Genomic DNA, 20,031 nt, shown 5'->3' on the forward strand with positions numbered 1-20,031 from the left:
CTGCCCTTTCGGGAGGTGGGCGGGCGGGCGCCGCCCGGTCGCGCGGCGCCCGTCCCCGCGTGCGGCTAGCGGTCCCCGAAGATCGTGCGGTGCCAGTCCTTCCTGGCCACCGCGGTGTTGTCGAACATGACGTGCTTGATCTGCGTGTACTCCTCGAAGGAGTAGGCGGACATGTCCTTGCCGTAGCCGGACGCCTTGTAGCCGCCGTGCGGCATCTCGCTGAGGATCGGGATGTGGTCGTTGACCCACACGCAGCCCGCCTTGATCTCGCGGGTCGCGCGGTTGGCGCGGAAGACGTCCCGGGTCCAGGCGGAGGCGGCGAGGCCGTAGGGGGTGTCGTTGGCGAGGCGGATGCCGTCGGCGTCGGAGTCGAAGGGCAGCACGACGAGCACCGGGCCGAAGATCTCCGCCTGCACGGCCTCGCTGTCCTGCGCGGCGTCGGCGATGAGGGTGGGCCTGTAGTACGCCCCGGGGTGGTCGAGGGCCTCTCCTCCCGTCACCACGCGCGCGTAGGAGCGGGCCCGGTCGACGAAGGCGGCGACGCGGTCGCGGTGCGTGTGCGAGATGAGCGGGCCGAGGTCGGTGGCCGGGTCGAAGGGGTCACCGAGCCGCACGGTCGCCATCAGGTCGGCGACGCCCGCCACGAAGGCGTCGTACAGGGGGCGCTGTACGTACGCGCGCGTGGCGGCCGTGCAGTCCTGGCCGCTGTTGATGAGGGCGCCCGCGACGGCGCCGTGCACGGCGGCCTCCAGGTCGGCGTCGTCGAACACGACGAAGGGCGCCTTGCCGCCGAGCTCCAGGTGCAGCCGCTTGACGGTGGCGGTGGCGACCTCCGCGACGCGCTTGCCGACGCCGGTGGACCCGGTGAAGGACGTCATGACGACGTCGGGGTGCCCGACGAGGTGCTCACCGGCCTCCTGCCCGGCCCCGGTGACGATGTTGACGACACCGTCGGGGATCCCGGCGGCGGTGGCGGCCTGCGCGAACATCAGTGAGGTGAACGGCGTCAGCTCGGAGGGCTTCAGGACGATGGTGTTGCCGGCCGCGATCGCCGGGAGGACCTTCCAGGCGGCCATCTGGAGCGGATAGTTCCAGGGCGCGATGGAGCCGACGACACCGATCGGCTCCCTTCGTACGTACGAGGTGTGGTCGCCGCCGTCGTACTCCCCCGCCGACTGGCCCTGGAGGTGGCGGGCCGCGCCCGCGAAGAAGGCGGTGTTGTCGATCGTGCCCGGTACGTCGAACTCGCGGCTCAGCTTGATCGGCTTGCCGCACTGGAGGGACTCGGCCTGCGCCAGGTCCTCGGCGCGCGCGGACAGCTCGGCGGCGAAGCGGTGCATGGCGTCGGAGCGCTCGCCGGGGCTCGCGGCCGACCAGCCGGTGTACGCGTCCGCGGCGGCGGCGACGGCGTCGTCCACGTCCTTGGCGCCCGCAAGACCGTAGGTGAGGACCTCATCGCCCGTGGCCGGATCGACCACCGCGTGGGTGCGTCCCGACGTGCCCTGGGTGAGGCGTCCCGCGATGTACTGGGCGCCGTCCGCGAACCGGTCCCGCGCCTGGAATGTGTGCATGACGCTCTCCTCCGCCGGCCGCCCCGTCCCGAGAGGGTCGGCGTAGTTCCAGATCGATTTGAGTGCCGATCCTGACAGGGGGTCGGTGGTCCAGCAAGTGATTCCGTTGTTGCCTTTTGGTTACGCGACGGAATCTGTCGACCAGGTGTCGAGTCGGCCTGGAAATTGTGGGACGGAATGTCAGTGGTGCGTGCCAGGGTGGCGTGCATGAGGGATCTGACGGGGGAGGACACGGTGAAGGAGCGGGTCGAGTACCTGTACTTCTGGGGGCACGCCCCGCGTCGGGACGGTGCGCTGGGGCCCAGCTGTTTCAGCCAGTGGTGGCCCTCGCCGTTCACGGCCGACGGCGTGGAGTACGCGACGGCGGAGCACTGGATGATGGCCGCGAAGGCCCGCCTCTTCGGCGACGCCGACGCCGAGCGGGCGGCGCTCACGGCGCGGACGCCCGCCGAGGCCAAGCGGGCCGGGCGCCTTGTGCGGGGGTTCGACGGTCAGGTCTGGGAGCGGGAGCGCTTCGGGATCGTGGTCGAGGGGTCGGTCCGGAAGTTCTCTTCGGACGAGGCACTGCGGGGGTACCTCGTCGGTACGGGGGAGCGGGTGCTGGTCGAGGCGAGTCCCGTCGACCCCGTCTGGGGCGTCGGCCTCGCCGCCGACGATCCGCGCATCGAGGATCCCGCGGGGTGGCGGGGGCTGAACCTGCTGGGCTTCGCGTTGATGTCCGCGCGGGAGCGGTTGCGGTGACGGTGTCGTCCTGACCGTTCCCGCTGCGGGCGGCTGGGCCGCCAGGGGTGGCCCGGGAGCCCCCGGGGAGCGCGTCCTACGATGATCCCCGACCCCCGCGGGGGTCAGCCGATCAGCCGATCACACCGTGTTCCCGGGGAGGAACCCATGACCGACCAGCACATCTCCGCCGCGCAGTCGACCGCCTTCATCGCTGGGCTGCCCAAGGCCGAACTCCACGTCCACCACGTCGGCTCCGCCTCCCCCCGCATCGTCTCGGCCCTGGCCGCCCGCCACCCCGACTCCAAGGTCCCCACGGACATCGAGGCCCTGGCGGACTACTTCACGTTCACGGACTTCGCGCACTTCGTGCAGGTCTACCTCTCCGTAGTCGACCTGATCCGCACCCCGGACGACGTCCAGCTCCTCACCTTCGAGGTGGCCCGCGAACTGGCCCGCCAGAACGTCCGCTACGCCGAGCTGACGATCACCCCGTTCTCCTCCACCCGCCGCGGCATCGACGAGCGCGCCTTCATGGCCGCCATCGAGGACGCCCGCAAGACCGCCGAGGCCGAGCTCGGCGTCGTACTGCGCTGGTGCTTCGACATCCCCGGCGAGGCGGGCCTGGAGGCGGCCGAGGAGACGGTCCGGCTCGCCACCACGGACGGCATCCGCCCGGAGGGCCTGGTGTCCTTCGGCCTCGGCGGCCCCGAAATCGGCGTACCCCGCCCGCAGTTCAAGCCGTACTTCGACCGCGCCATCGCCGCCGGCCTGCGCTCGGTGCCGCACGCGGGCGAGACCACGGGGCCCGAGACCGTCTGGGACGCCCTGACCCACCTGCGCGCCGAGCGCATCGGCCACGGCACCAGCTCGGCCCAGGACCCCAAGCTTCTCGCGTACCTCGCGGAGCACGGCATCCCCCTGGAGGTCTGCCCCACCTCCAACATCGCGACCCGCGCGGTCGCCACCCTCGACGAGCACCCGCTCAAGCAGTTCGTGGACGCGGGCGTCACCGTCACCATCAACTCCGACGACCCGCCGATGTTCGGCACGGACCTCAACAACGAGTACGCCGTCGCCGCCCGCCTCCTCGACCTCGACGAGCGCGGCATCGCCGCCCTCGCGAAGAGCGCCGTCGAGGTGTCCTTCCTGGACGCGCCCGGCAAGGAGCGGATCAAGGCGGAGATCGACGCGTACACGGAGACGTGGCTGGCCTCCTGACCCGCAGCACCCCCGGCAGCCGCAGCACCCGCACCGCACCCGCACCACCCGGCCCTCGGCGGCCCGGAACGCCTCACCTCCGGGCCGCCGCGGCCACCCCCGGCCGCCCCCGGCCACAATGGACCCATGCGCACCGTGACTGCCGTGGCCCACCGAGGCGACCCCTACCGCGTCCGCGAGAACACCCTCCCCTCCCTGCGCTCCGCGCTCGACCGGGGCGCGGACGCGGTGGAGATCGACGTCCGCCTGACCCGTGACGACGTACCCGTACTACTCCACGACGCGACCCTCGACCGCCTCTGGCAGCACGAGCGGCCGCTCGCCGCGCTCTCCGCCGACGAGGTGCGCGGGCTCACCGCCGGCGGCGTACCCACCCTCGAAGAGGCCCTCAAGGAGACCGACGGCCACCGCGTCCTCGTGGACCTCCCGGGCGCGACGCCCGAGGCGGTACGCACCGTCGTCGGCGTCATCGCCGACTGCGGGGCCGCCGACCGCGCGTACTACTGCGCGGGCCCCGACGCGATGCTCGCCGTGCGCGCCGCGGACCCCGCCGCGGAGATCGCCCTCACCTGGAAATCGCTCGCTCCGCCCCGCCCCGCGCTGCTCGCCGCGATCGCCCCGCGCTGGCTCAACTACCGCTTCGGGCTTGTGAGTCGGGACCTCGCCGACCGCGTGCACGCCGACGGTCTGCTGATCTCCGCGTGGACCGCCGACACCCGCCGCTCCATGCGTAAGCTCATCTCCCACGGGGTGGACTCGATCACCACCAACCGCGTGGACGCACTCGCCGCCGAGCTGTCCCGAAAGCCCCGGCGGCCCCGACAGCACGACCAGCAGACGGGGAAGGAACCTCACGGGTGAACGCAGAGAACTTAGGCAACACGGCGAGCACGCAGCACAACGACATCACTGGCGCCGACCGCATACGCACCGACGTCGCGCACAACGCCCGCGTCTGGAACTACTGGCTGGGCGGCAAGGACAACTACCCGGTGGACCGCGCGGTCGCCGAGCAGGTCGTCGAGATGTTCCCCGGCATCGGCGAAGTGGCCCGCGCCGACCGCGCGTTCCTGGGCCGGGCGGTGGCCCATCTCGTGGAAGACAAAGGCATCCGCCAGTTGCTGGACATCGGCACCGGCCTGCCCACGGGCGCCAACACCCACGAGGTGGCGCAGCGCATCGCCCCCGACGCCCGCATCGTGTACGTCGACAACGACCCGATCGTCCTGACCCACGCGAGCGCCCTGCTCACCAGCTCGCCCGAGGGCACGACCACGTACATCGACGCGGACGCCCGGGACACGGAGCGCATCCTGCGGGCCGCAGCCGAGACCCTCGACTTCGAGCGACCCGTCGCCGTGATGCTGCTCGGCATCCTCAACTTCATCCCGGACACGGCCGAGGCCCGCTCGATCGTACGCACCCTCATGGACGCGGTGCCGTCCGGCAGTTACCTGGTCCTGACCCACCCCACCCTGGACGCCGACGTCGGCGGCGCCGACAACCAGCCGGCCATGGACTTCTGGAACGCCAACGCGACACCCCCCATCACCGGCCGCACCCGCGCGGAGCTCCTGTCCTTCATGGAAGACCTGGAACTCCTGCCCCCAGGCATCGAATCCTGCGCCCGCTGGCGCTCCCCGGAGGCACCCCCGGTCCCCCAGGTCCCCCAACTCGGCGCGGTGGCCCGCAAGCCGTAACCCGGGGGCCGCAGCCCCGGCGCCTGACCTGGAGCCGCCCCCGACCCCTAGGGGCCCACCCCTCAACTACCCCGAGACCAGCGGCAGTTGAACCCTGGTCGCCCCCCAGGGGCCACCCCCTCCTCATTGATGATCCACCGCCCTCCCCCGCCGCACAGGATGGGTACTGGGACACCTCACCCAGCCACCCATCCTGGAGCAGCCATGCCCGCACGCACCCGTCGCCGTTCCGCCAGGCCCGCCGCCTCCCTCGCCCTCGCCACCGCCGTCGCCCTCGGACTCACGGCCACCGCGACGGCTCCCGCCCTCGCCGACTCGCCCGCCCCCGGGGCGACCTCCGCCGACACGGCGGCAGACCGCTCGGGGCCCGACGCCAAGGCCCTGCGCGCCGCCATCGCCGGACTGCCCGACGCCGACGCGACCGCCGCCCTGGTGCGGGTCGCCGGCAACAACGGGACCTGGCGCGGCAGTTCGGGTGTGCGGGACCTACGGACGGGGCGCGACGCCGATCCGAACGGACGGTTCCGGGCCGGGTCCACCACGAAGGTGGTGACGGCGGCCGTCGTGCTGCAGCTCGCCGCCGAGGGCAAGGTCGACCTCGGCGCGCCCGTGCAGCGCTATCTGCCGGACCTCTTCGCGCCGAACGCCGACGCCTTCCGGACGCCCATCTCCGTACGCCAACTCCTCAACCACAGCAGCGGGTTGCAGCCGGGGCGCTCCCTCGGCAAGAACTTCGACGAGCTGTACGCGCACCGCTTCGAGACGCTCAGCCCGCAAGAGGTCGCCGCCACGTCGATCGCGAAGGGACCCGCGTACGCCCCGGGCGTCAAGCAGCAGTACCTGGGCATCAACTACACGCTTCTCGGGCTGCTCATCGAGAAGGTCACGGGGCACTCGTACGAGAGCGAGGCCACCCGGCGCGTCCTCCAGCGCGCGGGCATGCGGCACTCCTCCTTCCCGGGTACGGATCCCCGCATCCACGGCCCGCACAACCGCGGCTACCAGGCCGTGCGGCAGCCCGACGGCGGGATGAAGCTGGTCGACGTCACCGAGTGGAACCAGCGGGACCGCATGGCGGGCGGCGACATGATCTCCACGACGGCCGACCTGGAGCGGCTCACCGTCGCGCTGTTCCGCGGCAGGATCGTGCCGAAGCCGCAGCTCGAGGAGATGTTCACGGTGCCGTCCGACATCGAGGGCGCCACGATGAGCGCGGGGATGAACCGGTACGAAGCGCCCGACGGCCGGGTCCTCTGGCTGAAGACCGGGGGACGGCACGGCTACAACTCGATCCTCGCCGCCACCCGGGACCTGGACACGGTCCTCGTGTACTCCGTCAACTCCACGGACGCCAAGGGGGAGGACATGAACGCCGTCATTCAGCGCATCGTCGCGGCGGCGCTCAAGGTGCGCCGCTGAACCCCCGCCCGCGGGCCGGACGGCCTACGCGTTCGTGCCCCCGTCCACCGTGAACTCCGCCCCCGTGATCGACCGCCCGCCCGGCCCCACCAGGTGGGCGACCATCGCGGCCATGTCGTCGGCGTGCGCATAGCGGCCGAGGGCGGACAGGCCGCGCTGGAGGTCGGCGGACTCGCCGTCGGCCGGGTTCATGTCGGTGTCCGTGGAGCCGGGGTGCACGGCGTTGACGGTGATGCCGCGGGGGCCGAGTTCGCGGGCGAGGGCCTTGGTGAAGCCGCTCAGGGCCGACTTGCTCATCGAGTACAGGACGATGCCGGGGAACGGCGCCTGCAGCGCGAGGTTGCTGCCGATGCTCACGATGCGGCCGCCCTCCGGCAGATGCGCCGACGCGGCCTGGGACCCCACGAACGCGGCCCGCGTGTGGATGGCGAGGACGCGGTCCAGCTCCGCCCGCGTGACCTCCTCGAAGGGGCCGGACGCCCACACACCCGCGTTGTTGACCAGGATGTCGAGGCGGCCGAGCTCGCGGGCCGCCCGGTCCACGGCGTCCCGCACCGCGTCCGGGTCCTCCGCGTCGGACTGGATGGCCACCGCCCGCCGGCCCTGCGCCTCCACGTCCGCGACGACTTCCTCCGCCTTCGCCTTCCCCGCCGCGCTCACATAGGTGAACGCCACGTCGGCCCCGTCCCGCGCAAGGCGCCGCACGATCGCCGCCCCGATGCCCCTGCTGCCACCCGTCACCAGCGCGGTCTTGCCCAGAAGGTCCGTCATCCCCAGCCCCTTTTTCTACGTGAGTAATCTTGCGTCGATTTCTGTGCCGATCGGCACAGAAACTTTTACACGAGCGTACCAGCACGTCAAGGCCTATATTTGTCGGTCGGTACAGAAATTCGCCGAACGTGGGCGCGACAGCGGGAAGAGGGAGGCGGGGATCGTGGCGGGACGTGGGCGGCCCAGGGCGTTCGACCGGGACACGGCGCTGCGCCGGGCCATGGAGGTCTTCTGGAAGCAGGGGTACGAGGCCACGTCGATGACGGACCTCACCTCGGCGATGGGCATCGCCTCGCCCAGCCTGTACGCCGCGTTCGGCTGCAAGGAGGCGCTGTTCCGCGAGGCGGTGACGCTGTACGACGCGACGGAGGGCTCGCACATGGCCCACGCCCTCACCGAACTCCCCACCGCCAAGGGCGCGGTGGAGGCCGTGCTGCGCTACAACGCCCGCGCGTACGCCGACGAGGGCACCCCCCACGGATGCATGGTCGTGCTGGCCGCGACCAACTGCTCCCCCGCGAACGCCCCGGTCCAGGAACACCTCGCGACCTGGCGGCAGGCGGGCGTCGACCAGATGGCCCGCCGCCTGGAACGTGCCGTCGACGAGGGCGAACTCCCCGCCGCCACCGACACCGAGGCGATGGCCGTCTTCTACACCACCGTCATCCACGGCATGTCATTGCGGGCCCGCGACGGGGCGACCCGCGCGGAGCTGGACAAGACGGTGGACCGGGCGATGGCGGCGTGGGACGCGGTGGCCGCTCCGGCGCCCTGACCCCGCGTCTCCGACGCCCTGACCCCACGCCTACGACGCCCTGACCCCACGTCCCGGGCCCAGGTCGCAGCCGTACGCTGAAGGGGCTCGCCGCCGCGCCGCCCCCAGGAGACCCCCATGGACGCCACCCCCCTGCCCACCCTCCTGGAGGAGCACCCGGTCGTCGCCAGCGTCAAGGACGAGGACGACCTGAACGCCGTGCTCCGCTCCGACTGCCGCATCGTCTTCCTGCTCTACGGCACCGTCCTCGACCTGCCCGCGATCGTGCGGCGGCTCAAGGACGACGGCCGCATCGTGCTGGTCAACGTCGACCTGCTCGAAGGCTTCGCGGGCAAGGAGATCGTCGTGCGGTACGTGCGGGAGCGGACGGCCGCCGACGGGATCCTCAGCTCCAAGGCGTTCATGGTGCGCGCCGCCCGTGAGCTCGGTCTCTACGCGGTGCACCGCTTCTTCCTCATCGACTCGATGTCGTACCGCAACCTCGCCCCGCAGGTGCGGATGTCGAAGGCCGACTGCGTGGAGATCCTGCCGGGCTGCATGCCGCGGGTCATCACCTGGGTCGTCGCGGACATCGACGTGCCGCTCATCGCGGGCGGCCTGGTCTGCGACCGCGATGACGTGTTCGCCGCGCTGAAGGCGGGCGCGAGCGCGATCGCCTCCTCGAACCGGGAGGTCTGGCAGATGTAAATCGGGGGTTGACACCCCCGACGCCCCCGCTTTACTTTTGCCGGGCGGCTCGCCGGAAGACGCCGCCTCAAGCTGAACCACAATCGCATATCGGCTTCCTGAGCAAGGCGATCGCGCCGTGTTCCGGGGCAGTTACTAGAGACCAGAGAACAGTAACTCCTTCCCCTCGGGGGAGAGTTGCTGTTCTTTTTTTGTGCCCGTTTCCAGAAACTCCGTGCCCGTTTCCACAAAGAGGTGGTGAGCGCCGTGACCAAGTCCCAGAGATGGGTCCCCTTTCTGATCCTGTCGATGACAGGCGGAATCATCTTCCAGGTCGCGTACATCCGGTTCGTGTTCCTGGGCCCCACGGCGAAGGCGCTGGAGCTCTCGGCGCAGGACTACGCCAACATCATCTCGGTGTTCGGCGTCGTCGCGATGGTGATGTATTTCTTCGGCGGCTGGTTCGCCGACAAGTTCTCGCCGAAGGCCCTCATCGTGACCGCGCTCCTCGGCACCGGGGTCGCCGATCTCTATCTCGGGACCGTCCCGGGATACTGGGGAGTTCTCGCCGCGCACATCCTCATGGCCGTCATGGGAATGGGCCTCTACTGGTCCGCTCTGGTGAAAGCCATCGGAATGCTGGGTGATTCCTCGGAGCAGGGCCGACTGTTCGGTTTCCTTGAGGGCGTGCGGGGTGTCACGTCGACGATCGTCGGCTTCGTGGGAACGGCCGTCGTCGCGGCGAGCGTCGCCGAGGCGGTGGGCGTGCTGTGGCTGATCCGGATCTACGGCGTCCTGTGCTTCGTGTACGCCGCCCTTGTGTGGCTGTGCGTGAAGGGCGACGAGCGCCGCCTCGCCGACCTGGGATCGAGCACCGTCACCCTGCGCCAGCTCTGGCGCGCCGCGCGGAACAAGTACACCTGGCTGATCGGCGGCACGGTCATGCTCATGTACTGCTTCTACACGACGCTCGGCTACTTCTCGCCGCTCCTGGAGCACCAGTACGGGATGGCCGCCGGGCTCATCGGCGTGATCGGCGTCGTACGCACCTACGTCTTCCAGTTCGTCGCCGGACCGGCGGGCGGGGTCGTCGTGGACAAGGTCACGCGGTCCACGCCCCGCTTCCTGCGCTGGATGTTCGCGGGCTGCGCGACCGTCGCCGTGCTCTTCCTGGTGCTGCCGCGGGCGTCCGCCTACAAGTGGGTCGCGCTCGCCCTGATGTTCGCGCTGTGCCTGCTGGTGTTCGCCAGCCGCGGCGTGTACTGGGCGCAGGTCGGCGAGGTCGAGGTGCCAGAGAACGAGCGGGGCGGCGTGATCGGGCTCGCCTCCGGGCTCGCGTATCTGCCCGACGCCTTCCTGCCCACCGTGTGCGCCTGGTGGATCGGGGACCCGGCCGCGAAGCCCGCCGTCCCCGAGCACGGCGGCGGCTACACCACCCTCTTCCTGTTCCTCCTCGCCATGGCCCTGCTCGGCCTCGCCCTCACCACCCTCACGGACCGCACCCGCAGCCGCGAACTCGCCGCCCGCGAAGCCCTCGTGCGGAAAGCCACGTACACAGAAAGAGCGAACTCCCCATGGACATCACCGAGTTCCACCGCGACTTCTTCTCCCTCGACGGCATGAGCGCCATCGTCACCGGCGGCAACACCGGCCTCGGCCGGGCCTTCTCGCTGGCCCTCGCCACGGCGGGCGCCGATGTCTTCGTGCCGTCCGTGGCCGCCGACGACGGCACCACGCGCAAGCTGATCGAGGCCGAGGGGCGCCGCATGGAGTTCCTGGAGGCCGACCTCACGGAGCCGGGCGTGCCGAAGCGGATCGTCGAGGGCTGCGTGGACGCCTTCGGGTCGGTCGACATCGTGGTGAACTCGGCGGGCATCTGCAATCTCGCCGACGTCGAGGAGTTCGGGCGCGCGGAGTGGGACCCGATGGTGAGCGTGAACCTCACCGCCCCCTTCGAGCTGAGCCACGAGGCGGCCCGGTTCATGATCCCGCGGCGCTCCGGGAAGATCATCAACATCGCGTCGATGTTCTCGTTCCTCGGCGGCCAGTGGTCACCGGCGTACGCGGCGACCAAGCACGGCATCGCGGGCTTCACCAAGGCGTACTGCGACGAGCTCGCGCAGTACAACATCCAGGTCAACGCGATCGCTCCCGGCTACTTCGCCACGAAGATCACCGAGGCGACGCGGGCGGACCCCGCGGCGAACCGGCGCGTCCTCGACCACATCCCGGCCGGCCGCTGGGGCGACGCCGCCGACCTGATGGGCACGACGGTCTTCCTCGCGTCGCGCGCCTCGGACTACATCAACGGGCATGTACTCCCGGTCGACGGGGGCTACTTGGTCCGCTGAGCCCCCGCCGCCCCACGCGCACCGCGCCTGCGTACACCGCGCGTTCGCGGACGCCGCTCCCTCGTACACCTCACCCCCGTACACCCCCCACACCGAACCCAAGAGGTAGATCACCATGGCCCAGTCGCTCTCCAAGCTCACCCGCGACGACATCGTCGCCCGCCTCGCGGACCTGCTCTCCGCCGGGCAGATCGTCACCGACGAGGAGCAGCTCAAGCTCGCGAGCGTCGACCGGTTCAAGAAGTACCAGTCGGTGCACGGCATCTTCGACGGCCCCCTCCCGGCCGCGATCGTCAACGCCCGCTCGACCGAGGACGTGTCGAAGGTCCTGGCCTTCGCCGACGAGCACCGGATCAACGTGGTGGCGCGCACCGGCCGCACCGGCACCGAGGGCGGCCTGGAGACCGCGGTCGAGGACACCGTCGTGCTCGACGGCTCGGGCCTCGACGGGATCCTCTCGGTCGACGCCGAGAACATGCAGGCCACCGTCCAGTGCGGGGTGCCGCTCCAGGTCCTGGAGGACCGCCTGCGCGAGCGGGGCCTGACCACCGGGCACTCGCCGCAGTCCAAGCCCCTCGCGCAGTACGGCGGGCTCGTCTCCACCCGCTCCATCGGCCAGTTCTCCACCCTGTACGGGGCGATCGAGGACATGGTCGTCGGCCTGGAGGCGGTGTTCCCCGACGGGTCCGTCACCCGGATCAAGAACGTGCCGCGGCGCGCGGCGGGCCCGGACATCCGGCACATCGTCATCGGCAACGAGGGCGCCCTGTGCTACATCACCGAGGTCACCGTCAGGATCTTCAAGTACCAGCCGGAGAACAACGAGTTCCACGGCTTCCTCGTCGACGACATGACCACCGGCATCAAGGTGATCCGCGAGGTCGTCACGAACGGCTTCAAGCCGTCGGTCGTACGCGTCTACTCCCCCGAGGACGCCCGCCAGCACTTCGCGCACTTCTACAAGGACAAGGTCGTCGTCGTGTTCGTGGCCGAGGGCCCGAAGGGTCTCGTGCGCGCCACCAGCGAGGAGATCGAGCGCGTCGCCGGCCAGTACCCGCACGAGAAGGTCGACCCGGCCCTCATCGAGAACTGGTTCGACCACCTGAACTGGGGCGTCGACAAGATCGAGGCCGAGAAGCAGGTCATGCTCGCCAAGGCCGAACTCGGCTACACCACCGAGGTGTCGGTCGACTGGTCGCGCACCGTCGAGCTGTACGAGAACGTGATCCGCCGCATCCGCGCCGAGTTCCCGGCCGCCGACGACCTGGTGATGCTGGGCGCCCACTCCTCGCACAGCTACCAGACCGGCACGAACCTCTACTTCGTCTACGACTACAAGATCAACTGCGAGCCGCGCGAGGAGATCGAGAAGTACCACATCCCGCTCAACGCGATCATCGTCGAGGAGGCCCTCAAGGCGGGCGGCTCGATGGTCCACCACCACGGCATCGGCAAGTACCGCGCGCCGTGGACGACGCGGGAGCACGGCAGCGCGTACGCGATCCTCGCGAAGCTCAAGGAGACGTTCGACCCGAACGGGATCATGAACAAGGGCACGATCTTCCCGATGGACACCCACGCATGACCAGCACCAGCACCGCCCCCCGCCCCCGTCCCCGCTACTTCATCGGCATCGACAACGGCTCCCAGTCGTCCAAGGTGACCGTCTTCGACGCCCACGGCCGCGTCGCCGGGGAGGGACGCGCCGCGCTGCGCCCCTACGACACGCCCCGCCCCGGCGTCGTGGAGCACCCGGACGACGACCTGTGGACGTCGATCGGCACGGCGAGCCAGGCCGCGATGGCCGCGTTCGGCGGGGACCCGGCGGACATCGTGGGCGTCGGCCTGTGCACGATCCGCTTCTGCCGCGCGGTCCTCAAGGCGGACGGCACCCTCGCCCAGCCCGTCATGAGCTGGATGGACGCACGCGTGGGCATGCCGTACGCGCACGCGGACCGCGAAGCCGCGTACGTGACGACGTCGTCCGGCTACATCAGCCAACGCATGACGGGCAACTTCCGTGACACGGCGGCCAATTACGCGGGCATCTGGCCGCTCGACTCCGACACCTGGCAGTGGACCGACGACGACGCGGAACTCGCCAAGTCCGGCATCCCGCGCGCCATGCTCTTCGACCTGGTGCTGCCCGGCGACATCCTGGGCGAGGTCACCGAGGCCGCCGCCAGGCACACGGGCATCCCGGCCGGTGTGCCGGTCGTCGCCACCGCCAACGACAAGGCGGTCGAGGCCCTCGGCTGCGGTCTGCGCGCCCCCGACACGCTCCTCGTCTCGCTCGGTACGTACGTCGCGGGCATGGCGACGGGCCCGCGCAACCTCAGGAACGCCACGGACTTCTGGACCAACTACGCCTCCGTACCGCACTCCTACCTGTACGAGTCGGGGGGCGTGCGGCGCGGCATGTGGACGGTGAGCTGGTACCGCGACCTGCTCGGCGAGGAGGCCGCGGGGAGCGCCCGCGCGGCCGGGCTTCCGGCCGAGGACCTCCTCAACGCCGAGGCGGCGAAGGTCCCGCCGGGCTCCGAGGGCCTCATGACCGTCCTGGACTGGCTCGCCCCCGGCGACGCCCCGTTCCGCAAGGGCTCGATCCTCGGCTTCGACGGCCGCCACGGCCGCTTCCACATCTACCGCTCGATCCTCGAAGCGCTCGCCATGACCACCCACGACACCGCGTCCCGGATGGCGTCCGAACTGGGCACCGAGTACCGCGAGGTCATCGTCTCCGGCGGCGGCTCCCGCTCAGATCTTCTCCTCCAGATCCACGCCGACGTACACGGCATCCCGGCCCACCGTGCCGCGGCCGCAAGCGCCGCCGGCCTCGGCTCCGCGATCTGCGCGGCCGTCGGCCTCGGCACGTACGCGGACTTCGACGAGGCCGTCGACGCCATGGTCCGCCCCGGCGAGACGTTCCTGCCGAGCGAGGAGAACCATCACCTCTACCGGCGCCTGGAGGAGGTGTACCGGGACGTGCGGGGGCACACCGACGCGATCTATAGGCGGACGTACGACGTGTTCGGCTGAGCCGCGAGCGGTACCCGCGCGGTTGGCCTACAGCCCCGCCAGGGAGTTCCACCGCTTGGCGAACTCCGTGCGCTCCCCGGACCTGATGTCCCGCGCGATCGCGAGCCGCTTGCGCATCGCGTCGTCGGGGAAGATCAGCGGGTCCTCGGCGAGTGCGGCGAGGTCCTTGTCCTTGGAGGAGGCGAGGATGTCACGGGCGGCGGGTACGGGGCAGACGTAGTTGACCCAGGCGGCCAGTTCGGCGGCGATCTCGGGCTCGTAGTAGTGGTCGATGAGGCGCTCGGCGTTGGCCTTGTGGCGGGCGAGGTTGGGGATCATCAGGGACTCGGCCCACAGCTCGGCGCCCTCCTCCGGGACGACGAACTCGATGTCGGGGTCGTCGGCCTGGAGCTGGATGACGTCGCCGCTGTAGGCCTGGCAGGCGAGGACGTCGCCGCTGGCGAGGTCCTTGATGTAGTCGTTGCCGGTGAAGCGGCGGATGTGGTGGCTGTCGACGAGCTTCTCGACCCGGTCGCACATGCGGTGGAAGTCGTCCGCCGTCCACTGGGTGATGTCGACGCCGTCGCCCTGCATCAGCAGCCCGAAGGCCTCGTCGAGGCCGGAGAGCAGCGTGACGCGCCCCTTGAGGTCCCCCGCCCACAGATCCGACACGTGCCGGATCTCCCGGCCGAGCCGCTTCTTGTTGTACGCGATGCCGGTGATCCCCGACTGCCACGGCACCGTGAATTTACGACCCCGGTCGAAGTGCGGCGAGCGCAGCAGCGGGTCGAGGTGCTCGGTGACGTGGGGCTGGCGGGCGCGGTCCATCTCCTGGACCCAGCCGAGGCGTACGAAGCGGGCGCACATCCAGTCGCTGATGACGATGAGGTCGCGGCCGGTCTCCTGGTGGTTCATCAGGGACGGGCTGATCTTGCCGAAGAACTCGTCGTTGTCGTTGATCTCCTCCGTGTAGCGCACGTCGATGCCGGTGCGCTTCTCGAAGGCGTCGAGCGTGGGCCGGCTCGTCTTGTCCTCGTCGTCGGTGTCGATGTAGAGCGGCCAGTTGGCGAAGGTCAGCTTCCGGTCGGTGCGCGAGCGGTCGGCCGCGGCGCGTTCGTCGGGTGCGATGTACGCGGCGGGCACCCCGCAGCCGGTGACGAGCGCGGCCACCCCGGCGGCCGTGGCCCCGCCGCCGAGGGCACGCAGGAGGGTCCGGCGGGACACGGAGGCGAAGGCGGGGGCTCCGCGGTTCGCTCGCACTGCTCTCGGGTTGGCTCGCACCTCGGCAGCATGCACGGGCGCGTGGGGGCCGGGCAATGGACGGTGCGTCGGGGCGGGGGTGGCGTGGGGCGACATGCTGTCGGGCCGCACCGGGGTACGGCCCGCGTCCTCAGCCGTCCGGCGCCGGCCACCCCGCCAGGTCCGACGCCGTCACGCGCGTCAGCGGCGCCTCGTCGAGCACCCCGGGGAAGAGCCGGTACGCCGTGCCGGACGCGGCGTGCTCCGCCCCCGCGAGGTCGCCGTGCACGAGGGCGACCAGCGCGTGACGGTCCGCCAACTCCGGCTCCGCGCACAGCACATCGGGCTCCCACGCGTCGCGGATGCGCACGGCGAAGTCGGCGCGCGGCTCGTCGGGCTCGCGGCGGTACCCCCACAGGACGTGCCCGCGCCCGCGCACCAGGACGTCGCCGTCGGTACGGGCGGCCGCCGTCCAGCAGGCGAGGTCCCACATCGTGGCGCGGCCGCCGGCCTCGAAGGAGTCGAGCAGGTCGTGCCCGGCGCGGCCGATCACCACGCTGTAGCGCCACACGTTGTGGTTGCCCTCGCCCGTGGCGAGTGTGAGGTCGGCCCACCAGGCGCGGCGCGAGCGCAGGTCCACGATCATCGGTACGCGCAGCGCGGCGTCGCCCGCGAGGTCGAAGCGCTGCCGGACGGTACGCGGGTCGAAGACGGCAGGACCGGCCGCCCGCCCCTTCCGCTCCCCCGACACGGCCATGAACCCCGCGAAGGCGTCCGGGAGTTGATCGAAGGGCACGTCGTTGTACGACAGGACGACGGGCACGACGAACCGCACCCCCGCCTTGGCGAGCCGCGCCAGATCCAGGTCGAGGTACTCGGTGGCACCGTGCGGGGCGGGCGCCGCGGTCAGGTCCCCCGAGTGCAGGGCGGCCCCGCCCGCGTACTCGAGCTGGGTGTAGTCGCACAGCCCGACGAACCGCCACGCGTCGTCGTACAGCGCGACGGACAGATCAAGATCCACCCGCACACCCTTGGGCTGCTGCCAGTGCAGAAACAGCCGGACGTTCTCACTGTCCCCCGGCATGGGCAACGAACTGCCGCGCGGCACGGAAACGAGCGAAGCGGCGGAGGCCCGCTCGGCGAACGGCACGGGCAGATCGCCGAGGGAGGCGTCGAGCACGGCGATGTCGTACGGCACGCCACCCTCACCGGTGCGGCTGGGTAGTTTCAGCCCGTCCGGCGTTTGAGGACGAGCCGCGAAGCGGCGATCAGCGGGGTCCAGGGGCGGCAGCCCCTGGTTACGGGAAAGGGGCGGGACTGGGGCGCACCCGCGAGGGCCCACCCCCACCTCCAGCCGCCGCACAGCCTCCGCCTCGATGAGCTCCGCGACCCGCGCCGCCACTCGCGAGGGCAACGGCGGCCGATGGTCATCAACGGCGTACGCCTTAGTCACACGCCCCCGCGGAAAGAAGACGCGCCGACCCCCAGGAACCGCCCGCACCTTCATCCGACCGTACGCCCCGAGCAACGCCCCCACCCCCACCCGAGGCAGAGCATGCCCCAACGCCTCAGCCACCGGCTCCGACAACGTCACCTCACCGGAGCGAGCCAGCAACACATCAAGACGGCGCAGCAGTTCACCGGGCCGGGCACGCAGCAACGCGGCGGCGCCCGTGGTGTCCCACCGGGCGAGCGCCGCCTCGACACGCCCCTGCCACCCGGCGTACCGCAGCCGATCCCCGTCGAGCCGGATGTCGTCGTGCCGAGCGGCCTCCGTGAGGAGTACGTCCGTGAGCGCCGACTCGTCCAGCCGCGTCCCACGCAACACAGCGAAGGCGAGCGCCACACGCGCGTGCCGCGCGGCCCGAGCACCCCCCTCAAAGGGATGCAGAATCTCCCCGACACGCTTCCAGGCAGCCGGATACCGGGCGAAGTCCTCACACAGATGCCGCAGATCGAACGACCCGAGCAGGCCGAGCAGTTCACGCCGCACAGGCCGGGACACCGGCCGCAGCCGCGGCAGTTCGAGCAGATCGGGGTCGCCACCCGACCGCACGACGAGCAGCCGCAGCACATCGGTGGCGGTGCCCGCGTACCGGGCGACGAACGACCGCGCCTCCGGATCGTCCAGGAAGGACGCGAGGACGAGGGCCTTGCTCTCCCGCAGAGGTATCTGGTCCGGCACCCACCCCAAACCGCCCCCAGGTCCGCCGACCGCCCGGCCCCCCGCATGGACCCGCGCGAGCAACAGCACCAAGTCATCGTGATCCTGCGGATTCAACGGAGTCCGGCGACCAAGCAGCGCGCCAAGTTCAGCCGCAGCGTCGTCGGGCGCACCGAGACGCAGGGCACGCAGGACGGCACCACCGTCACCGACAGAGTCAGCGGAGGCGTCAGCGGCGGTGTCGATCCAAGGATCAGTCGGCCCACTCGTCTCATAGCGCGTCTCGCAGACAGGGCACGCGTACCAGACGCAACAGTCCTCACAGCAGCCCCAGTCCGTCATCACACCGTGGCAGTCGTCGCACACCAGGTGCGCGCAGGGCGCGAGCGCGCGCACCCGCGCCTTGGTGCCCGCGCAGTTCATGCAGGGCTGGTGCGGCTGGGCGACGAGGTGGGCGACGACGAGGGAGGTGTAGCGGTCGTACGCGTGCTGGTACGGGATCTCTTCGGGGAACCGTGCGAACAGCGGGGCGTGGCGGCGGTCGGAGCCCATCAGGGCGTCGACGTCCGCGAGCAGCCGCATGCCGGTCACGGCGAGTTCGGCGGCGGGCAGCGCCGCGAGCGCGCGCCGCAGCGGGACGGTCAACAGATGCCCGCGGTCGGCGAGTTCGGCTTCGAGGACGACCACGGCGGCGTCGGTCACGGCGGACCGTCCGGCGCCGGAGGGAACGTACACACTCTGCCGGCGGCGCAGCAGCAGCCCCGCGAGATCGTCGGCCGTCGTCATCAGGTCACACCCCCGTCGGACAAGAAGAAGCGGGGGCGGAGAGTGTGTGCGCTACGGATCTTTTTGCAGAAGAAGGGAGAAGGAAGCACACAACGGGAGCCGCCCCCGCGTACGCAACGGTACGCGGGGCGGCTCCCGAAGGCACCCGAATTAGCCCTCGATGGACGTCATCACGTGCTTGATGCGCGTGTAGTCGTCGAACCCGTACGCCGAGAGGTCCTTGCCGTAGCCGGACTTCTTGAAGCCGCCGTGCGGCATCTCCGCGACCAGCGGGATGTGGGTGTTGATCCAGACGCAGCCGAAGTCGAGACTCTTGGACATGCGCATGGCACGCGCGTGGTCCTTGGTCCACACGGACGACGCGAGGGCGTACTCGACCCCGTTCGCCCACTCCAGCGCCTGCGCCTCGTCGGCGAAGGACTGGACGGTGATGACCGGTCCGAACACCTCGTTCTGGATGATCTCGTCGTCCTGCTTCAACCCCGACACCACGGTCGGGGCGTAGAAGTACCCCTTCTCGCCGACCTGCCGGCCGCCCGCCTCGACCTTGGCGTGCGCGGGCAGCCGGTCGATGAAGCCGGTGACCTGCTTCAGCTGGTTGGCGTTGTTGAGGGGGCCGTAGAGCACGTCCTCGTCGTCCGGCCGGCCGGTCTTCGTGTCGGCGGCGGCCTTGGCGAGGGCGGTCACGAACTCGTCGTGGATGGACTCGTGCACGAGCACGCGCGTGGCGGCCGTACAGTCCTGGCCCGCGTTGAAGAAGCCCGCGACCGAGATGTCCTCGACGGCCTTGGCGATGTCGGTGTCCTCGAAGACCACGACCGGCGCCTTGCCGCCGAGCTCCAGGTGGACCCGCTTGAGGTCCTTGGACGCGGACTCGGCGACCTGCATGCCGGCGCGCACGGAGCCGGTGATGGAGGCCATCGCGGGCGTCTTGTGCTCGACCATGGCGCGGCCCGTGTCACGGTCGCCGCAGATGACGTTGAAGACGCCCGCGGGCACGATGGAACCGATGATCTCGGCCATCAGGACCGTCGAGGCGGGGGTCGTGTCGGACGGCTTCAGGACGACCGTGTTGCCCGCGGCGAGCGCCGGGGCGAACTTCCATACGCCCATCATCATCGGGTAGTTCCACGGCGCGACCTGCGCGCAGACGCCGATGGGCTCGCGCCGGATGATGGAGGTCAGACCCTCCATGTACTCACCGGCGGCGCGTCCTTCGAGCATCCGGGCCGCGCCCGCGAAGAAGCGGATCTGGTCGACCATGGGCGGGATCTCCTCGGACCGCGTGAGTCCGATCGGCTTGCCCGTGTTCTCGACCTCGGCCGCGATGAGCTCCTCGGCGCGCTCCTCGAAGGCGTCGGCGATCTTGAGGAGGTACTTCTGCCGCTCGGCGGGCACCAGGTCGCGCCAGGCCGGGAAGGCGTCGGCCGCGGCCTTCATGGCGGCGTCGACGTCGGCCTGGCCCGAGAGCGGTGCCACGGCATACGCCTCGCCGGTCGCCGGATTGATCACCTCGGTGGTCCGTCCGTCGGCCGCGTCCCGGAATTCTCCGTCGATGTAGTTGCGCAGACGCCGCAGCTCAGTGGTCACTGCCAAGCCCTCCTGTCCAGTGGATGAGACACCCACCCTA

At 70.7% G+C, this 20,031-nt stretch carries 16 protein-coding genes; 11 read left to right on the forward strand and 5 right to left on the reverse strand.

Translation table 11 applies throughout. From position 1 onward, the window contains the following. Positions 1-65: 65 nt before the first annotated feature. Positions 66-1,571 carry a gamma-aminobutyraldehyde dehydrogenase gene (locus IEY91_RS35095; RefSeq protein WP_189177067.1) on the reverse strand — a complete coding sequence of 502 codons (1,506 nt, stop codon included), beginning with the start codon at positions 1,569-1,571 and terminating at the stop codon, positions 66-68. Positions 1,572-1,778: 207 nt separating this feature from the next. On the opposite strand from IEY91_RS35095, the gene ybiA reads away from it, so the two are divergent. The 5 genes from ybiA (at position 1,779) to IEY91_RS35120 (ending at position 6,631) form a co-directional block, all read left to right on the forward strand. Beyond that, a complete protein-coding gene (gene ybiA / locus IEY91_RS35100) occupies positions 1,779-2,312 on the forward strand; it encodes a riboflavin biosynthesis intermediates N-glycosidase (RefSeq protein ID WP_229697441.1) in 534 nt (177 codons plus the stop codon). Between the two features lie 81 nt (positions 2,313-2,393). Next, complete coding sequence (locus tag IEY91_RS35105; protein ID WP_373288091.1) at positions 2,394-3,512, forward strand: adenosine deaminase; 1,119 nt, start codon at positions 2,394-2,396, stop codon at positions 3,510-3,512. Between the two features lie 126 nt (positions 3,513-3,638). Continuing rightward, the gene (locus IEY91_RS35110; protein ID WP_164319991.1) at positions 3,639-4,373 is read left to right on the forward strand and encodes a glycerophosphodiester phosphodiesterase; all 735 of its coding nucleotides are present in this window, start codon (positions 3,639-3,641) and stop codon (positions 4,371-4,373) included. 44 nt (positions 4,374-4,417) lie between these two features. Then, the gene (locus IEY91_RS35115; RefSeq protein ID WP_189177125.1) at positions 4,418-5,212 is read left to right on the forward strand and encodes an SAM-dependent methyltransferase; all 795 of its coding nucleotides are present in this window, start codon (positions 4,418-4,420) and stop codon (positions 5,210-5,212) included. Positions 5,213-5,416: 204 nt separating this feature from the next. Beyond that, positions 5,417-6,631, forward strand: coding sequence for a serine hydrolase domain-containing protein (locus IEY91_RS35120; protein ID WP_189177070.1), 1,215 nt, complete (start codon positions 5,417-5,419; stop codon positions 6,629-6,631). Positions 6,632-6,655: 24 nt separating this feature from the next. On the opposite strand, the gene IEY91_RS35125 is transcribed toward IEY91_RS35120, so the two are convergent. After that, entirely contained in the window at positions 6,656-7,402 is a 747-nt protein-coding gene (locus IEY91_RS35125) for an SDR family NAD(P)-dependent oxidoreductase (RefSeq protein WP_189177071.1), read from the reverse strand. A 163-nt stretch (positions 7,403-7,565) separates the two neighbouring features. Between IEY91_RS35125 and IEY91_RS35130 the strand changes: the two genes are divergently transcribed. The 6 genes from IEY91_RS35130 to IEY91_RS35155 all read left to right on the forward strand — a co-directional run bounded on the left by IEY91_RS35130 (position 7,566) and on the right by IEY91_RS35155 (position 14,233). Further along, positions 7,566-8,177: a TetR/AcrR family transcriptional regulator gene (locus tag IEY91_RS35130; RefSeq protein WP_189177072.1), complete on the forward strand. Its 612-nt coding sequence runs from the start codon at positions 7,566-7,568 to the stop codon at positions 8,175-8,177. A gap of 117 nt (positions 8,178-8,294) precedes the next feature. Beyond that, positions 8,295-8,864 (forward strand): glycerol-3-phosphate responsive antiterminator, encoded by a 570-nt coding sequence (locus IEY91_RS35135; RefSeq protein WP_189177073.1) that lies wholly within the window; start codon positions 8,295-8,297, stop codon positions 8,862-8,864. 288 nt (positions 8,865-9,152) lie between these two features. Next, positions 9,153-10,466 (forward strand): MFS transporter, encoded by a 1,314-nt coding sequence (locus tag IEY91_RS35140; RefSeq protein WP_189177074.1) that lies wholly within the window; start codon positions 9,153-9,155, stop codon positions 10,464-10,466. Next, positions 10,418-11,194, forward strand: coding sequence for an SDR family NAD(P)-dependent oxidoreductase (locus IEY91_RS35145; protein ID WP_189177075.1), 777 nt, complete (start codon positions 10,418-10,420; stop codon positions 11,192-11,194). The genes IEY91_RS35140 and IEY91_RS35145 overlap by 49 nt, the downstream gene beginning before the upstream one ends. A gap of 115 nt (positions 11,195-11,309) precedes the next feature. Continuing rightward, positions 11,310-12,779, forward strand: a complete 1,470-nt coding sequence (locus IEY91_RS35150) for an FAD-binding oxidoreductase (RefSeq protein WP_189177076.1) — start codon at positions 11,310-11,312, stop codon at positions 12,777-12,779. Then, entirely contained in the window at positions 12,776-14,233 is a 1,458-nt protein-coding gene (locus IEY91_RS35155; protein ID WP_189177077.1) for an FGGY-family carbohydrate kinase, read from the forward strand. The genes IEY91_RS35150 and IEY91_RS35155 overlap by 4 nt, the downstream gene beginning before the upstream one ends. A gap of 27 nt (positions 14,234-14,260) precedes the next feature. On the opposite strand, the gene IEY91_RS35160 is transcribed toward IEY91_RS35155, so the two are convergent. From IEY91_RS35160 to IEY91_RS35170, 3 genes are all read right to left on the reverse strand, one after another. Continuing rightward, the gene (locus tag IEY91_RS35160; protein WP_189177078.1) at positions 14,261-15,436 is read right to left on the reverse strand and encodes a polyamine ABC transporter substrate-binding protein; all 1,176 of its coding nucleotides are present in this window, start codon (positions 15,434-15,436) and stop codon (positions 14,261-14,263) included. A 166-nt stretch (positions 15,437-15,602) separates the two neighbouring features. After that, positions 15,603-18,401 carry a hypothetical protein gene (locus IEY91_RS35165; RefSeq protein ID WP_189177079.1) on the reverse strand — a complete coding sequence of 933 codons (2,799 nt, stop codon included), beginning with the start codon at positions 18,399-18,401 and terminating at the stop codon, positions 15,603-15,605. A 150-nt stretch (positions 18,402-18,551) separates the two neighbouring features. Beyond that, the gene (locus IEY91_RS35170; protein WP_189177080.1) at positions 18,552-19,991 is read right to left on the reverse strand and encodes a gamma-aminobutyraldehyde dehydrogenase; all 1,440 of its coding nucleotides are present in this window, start codon (positions 19,989-19,991) and stop codon (positions 18,552-18,554) included. Positions 19,992-20,031 lie beyond the last annotated feature (40 nt).

The organism is Streptomyces lasiicapitis (genome assembly GCF_014646335.1).
GTDB classification, from domain to species: Bacteria; Actinomycetota; Actinomycetes; order Streptomycetales; family Streptomycetaceae; genus Streptomyces; species Streptomyces lasiicapitis.

Bases quoted from the DNA above. Each gene is read 5' to 3' on its own strand.
- IEY91_RS35135 (WP_189177073.1), top strand. From the start codon at position 8,295: ATGGACGCCACCCCCCTGCCCACCCTCCTGGAGGAGCACCCGGTCGTC.
- IEY91_RS35150 (WP_189177076.1), top strand. From the start codon at position 11,310: ATGGCCCAGTCGCTCTCCAAGCTCACCCGCGACGACATCGTCGCCCGC.
- ybiA (WP_229697441.1), top strand. From the start codon at position 1,779: ATGAGGGATCTGACGGGGGAGGACACGGTGAAGGAGCGGGTCGAGTAC.
- IEY91_RS35120 (WP_189177070.1), top strand. From the start codon at position 5,417: ATGCCCGCACGCACCCGTCGCCGTTCCGCCAGGCCCGCCGCCTCCCTC.
- IEY91_RS35165 (WP_189177079.1), bottom strand. From the start codon at position 18,401: ATGACGACGGCCGACGATCTCGCGGGGCTGCTGCTGCGCCGCCGGCAG.
- IEY91_RS35125 (WP_189177071.1), bottom strand. From the start codon at position 7,402: ATGACGGACCTTCTGGGCAAGACCGCGCTGGTGACGGGTGGCAGCAGG.
- IEY91_RS35155 (WP_189177077.1), top strand. From the start codon at position 12,776: ATGACCAGCACCAGCACCGCCCCCCGCCCCCGTCCCCGCTACTTCATC.
- IEY91_RS35095 (WP_189177067.1), bottom strand. From the start codon at position 1,571: ATGCACACATTCCAGGCGCGGGACCGGTTCGCGGACGGCGCCCAGTAC.
- IEY91_RS35140 (WP_189177074.1), top strand. From the start codon at position 9,153: ATGACAGGCGGAATCATCTTCCAGGTCGCGTACATCCGGTTCGTGTTC.
- IEY91_RS35145 (WP_189177075.1), top strand. From the start codon at position 10,418: ATGGACATCACCGAGTTCCACCGCGACTTCTTCTCCCTCGACGGCATG.
- IEY91_RS35105 (WP_373288091.1), top strand. From the start codon at position 2,394: ATGATCCCCGACCCCCGCGGGGGTCAGCCGATCAGCCGATCACACCGT.
- IEY91_RS35110 (WP_164319991.1), top strand. From the start codon at position 3,639: ATGCGCACCGTGACTGCCGTGGCCCACCGAGGCGACCCCTACCGCGTC.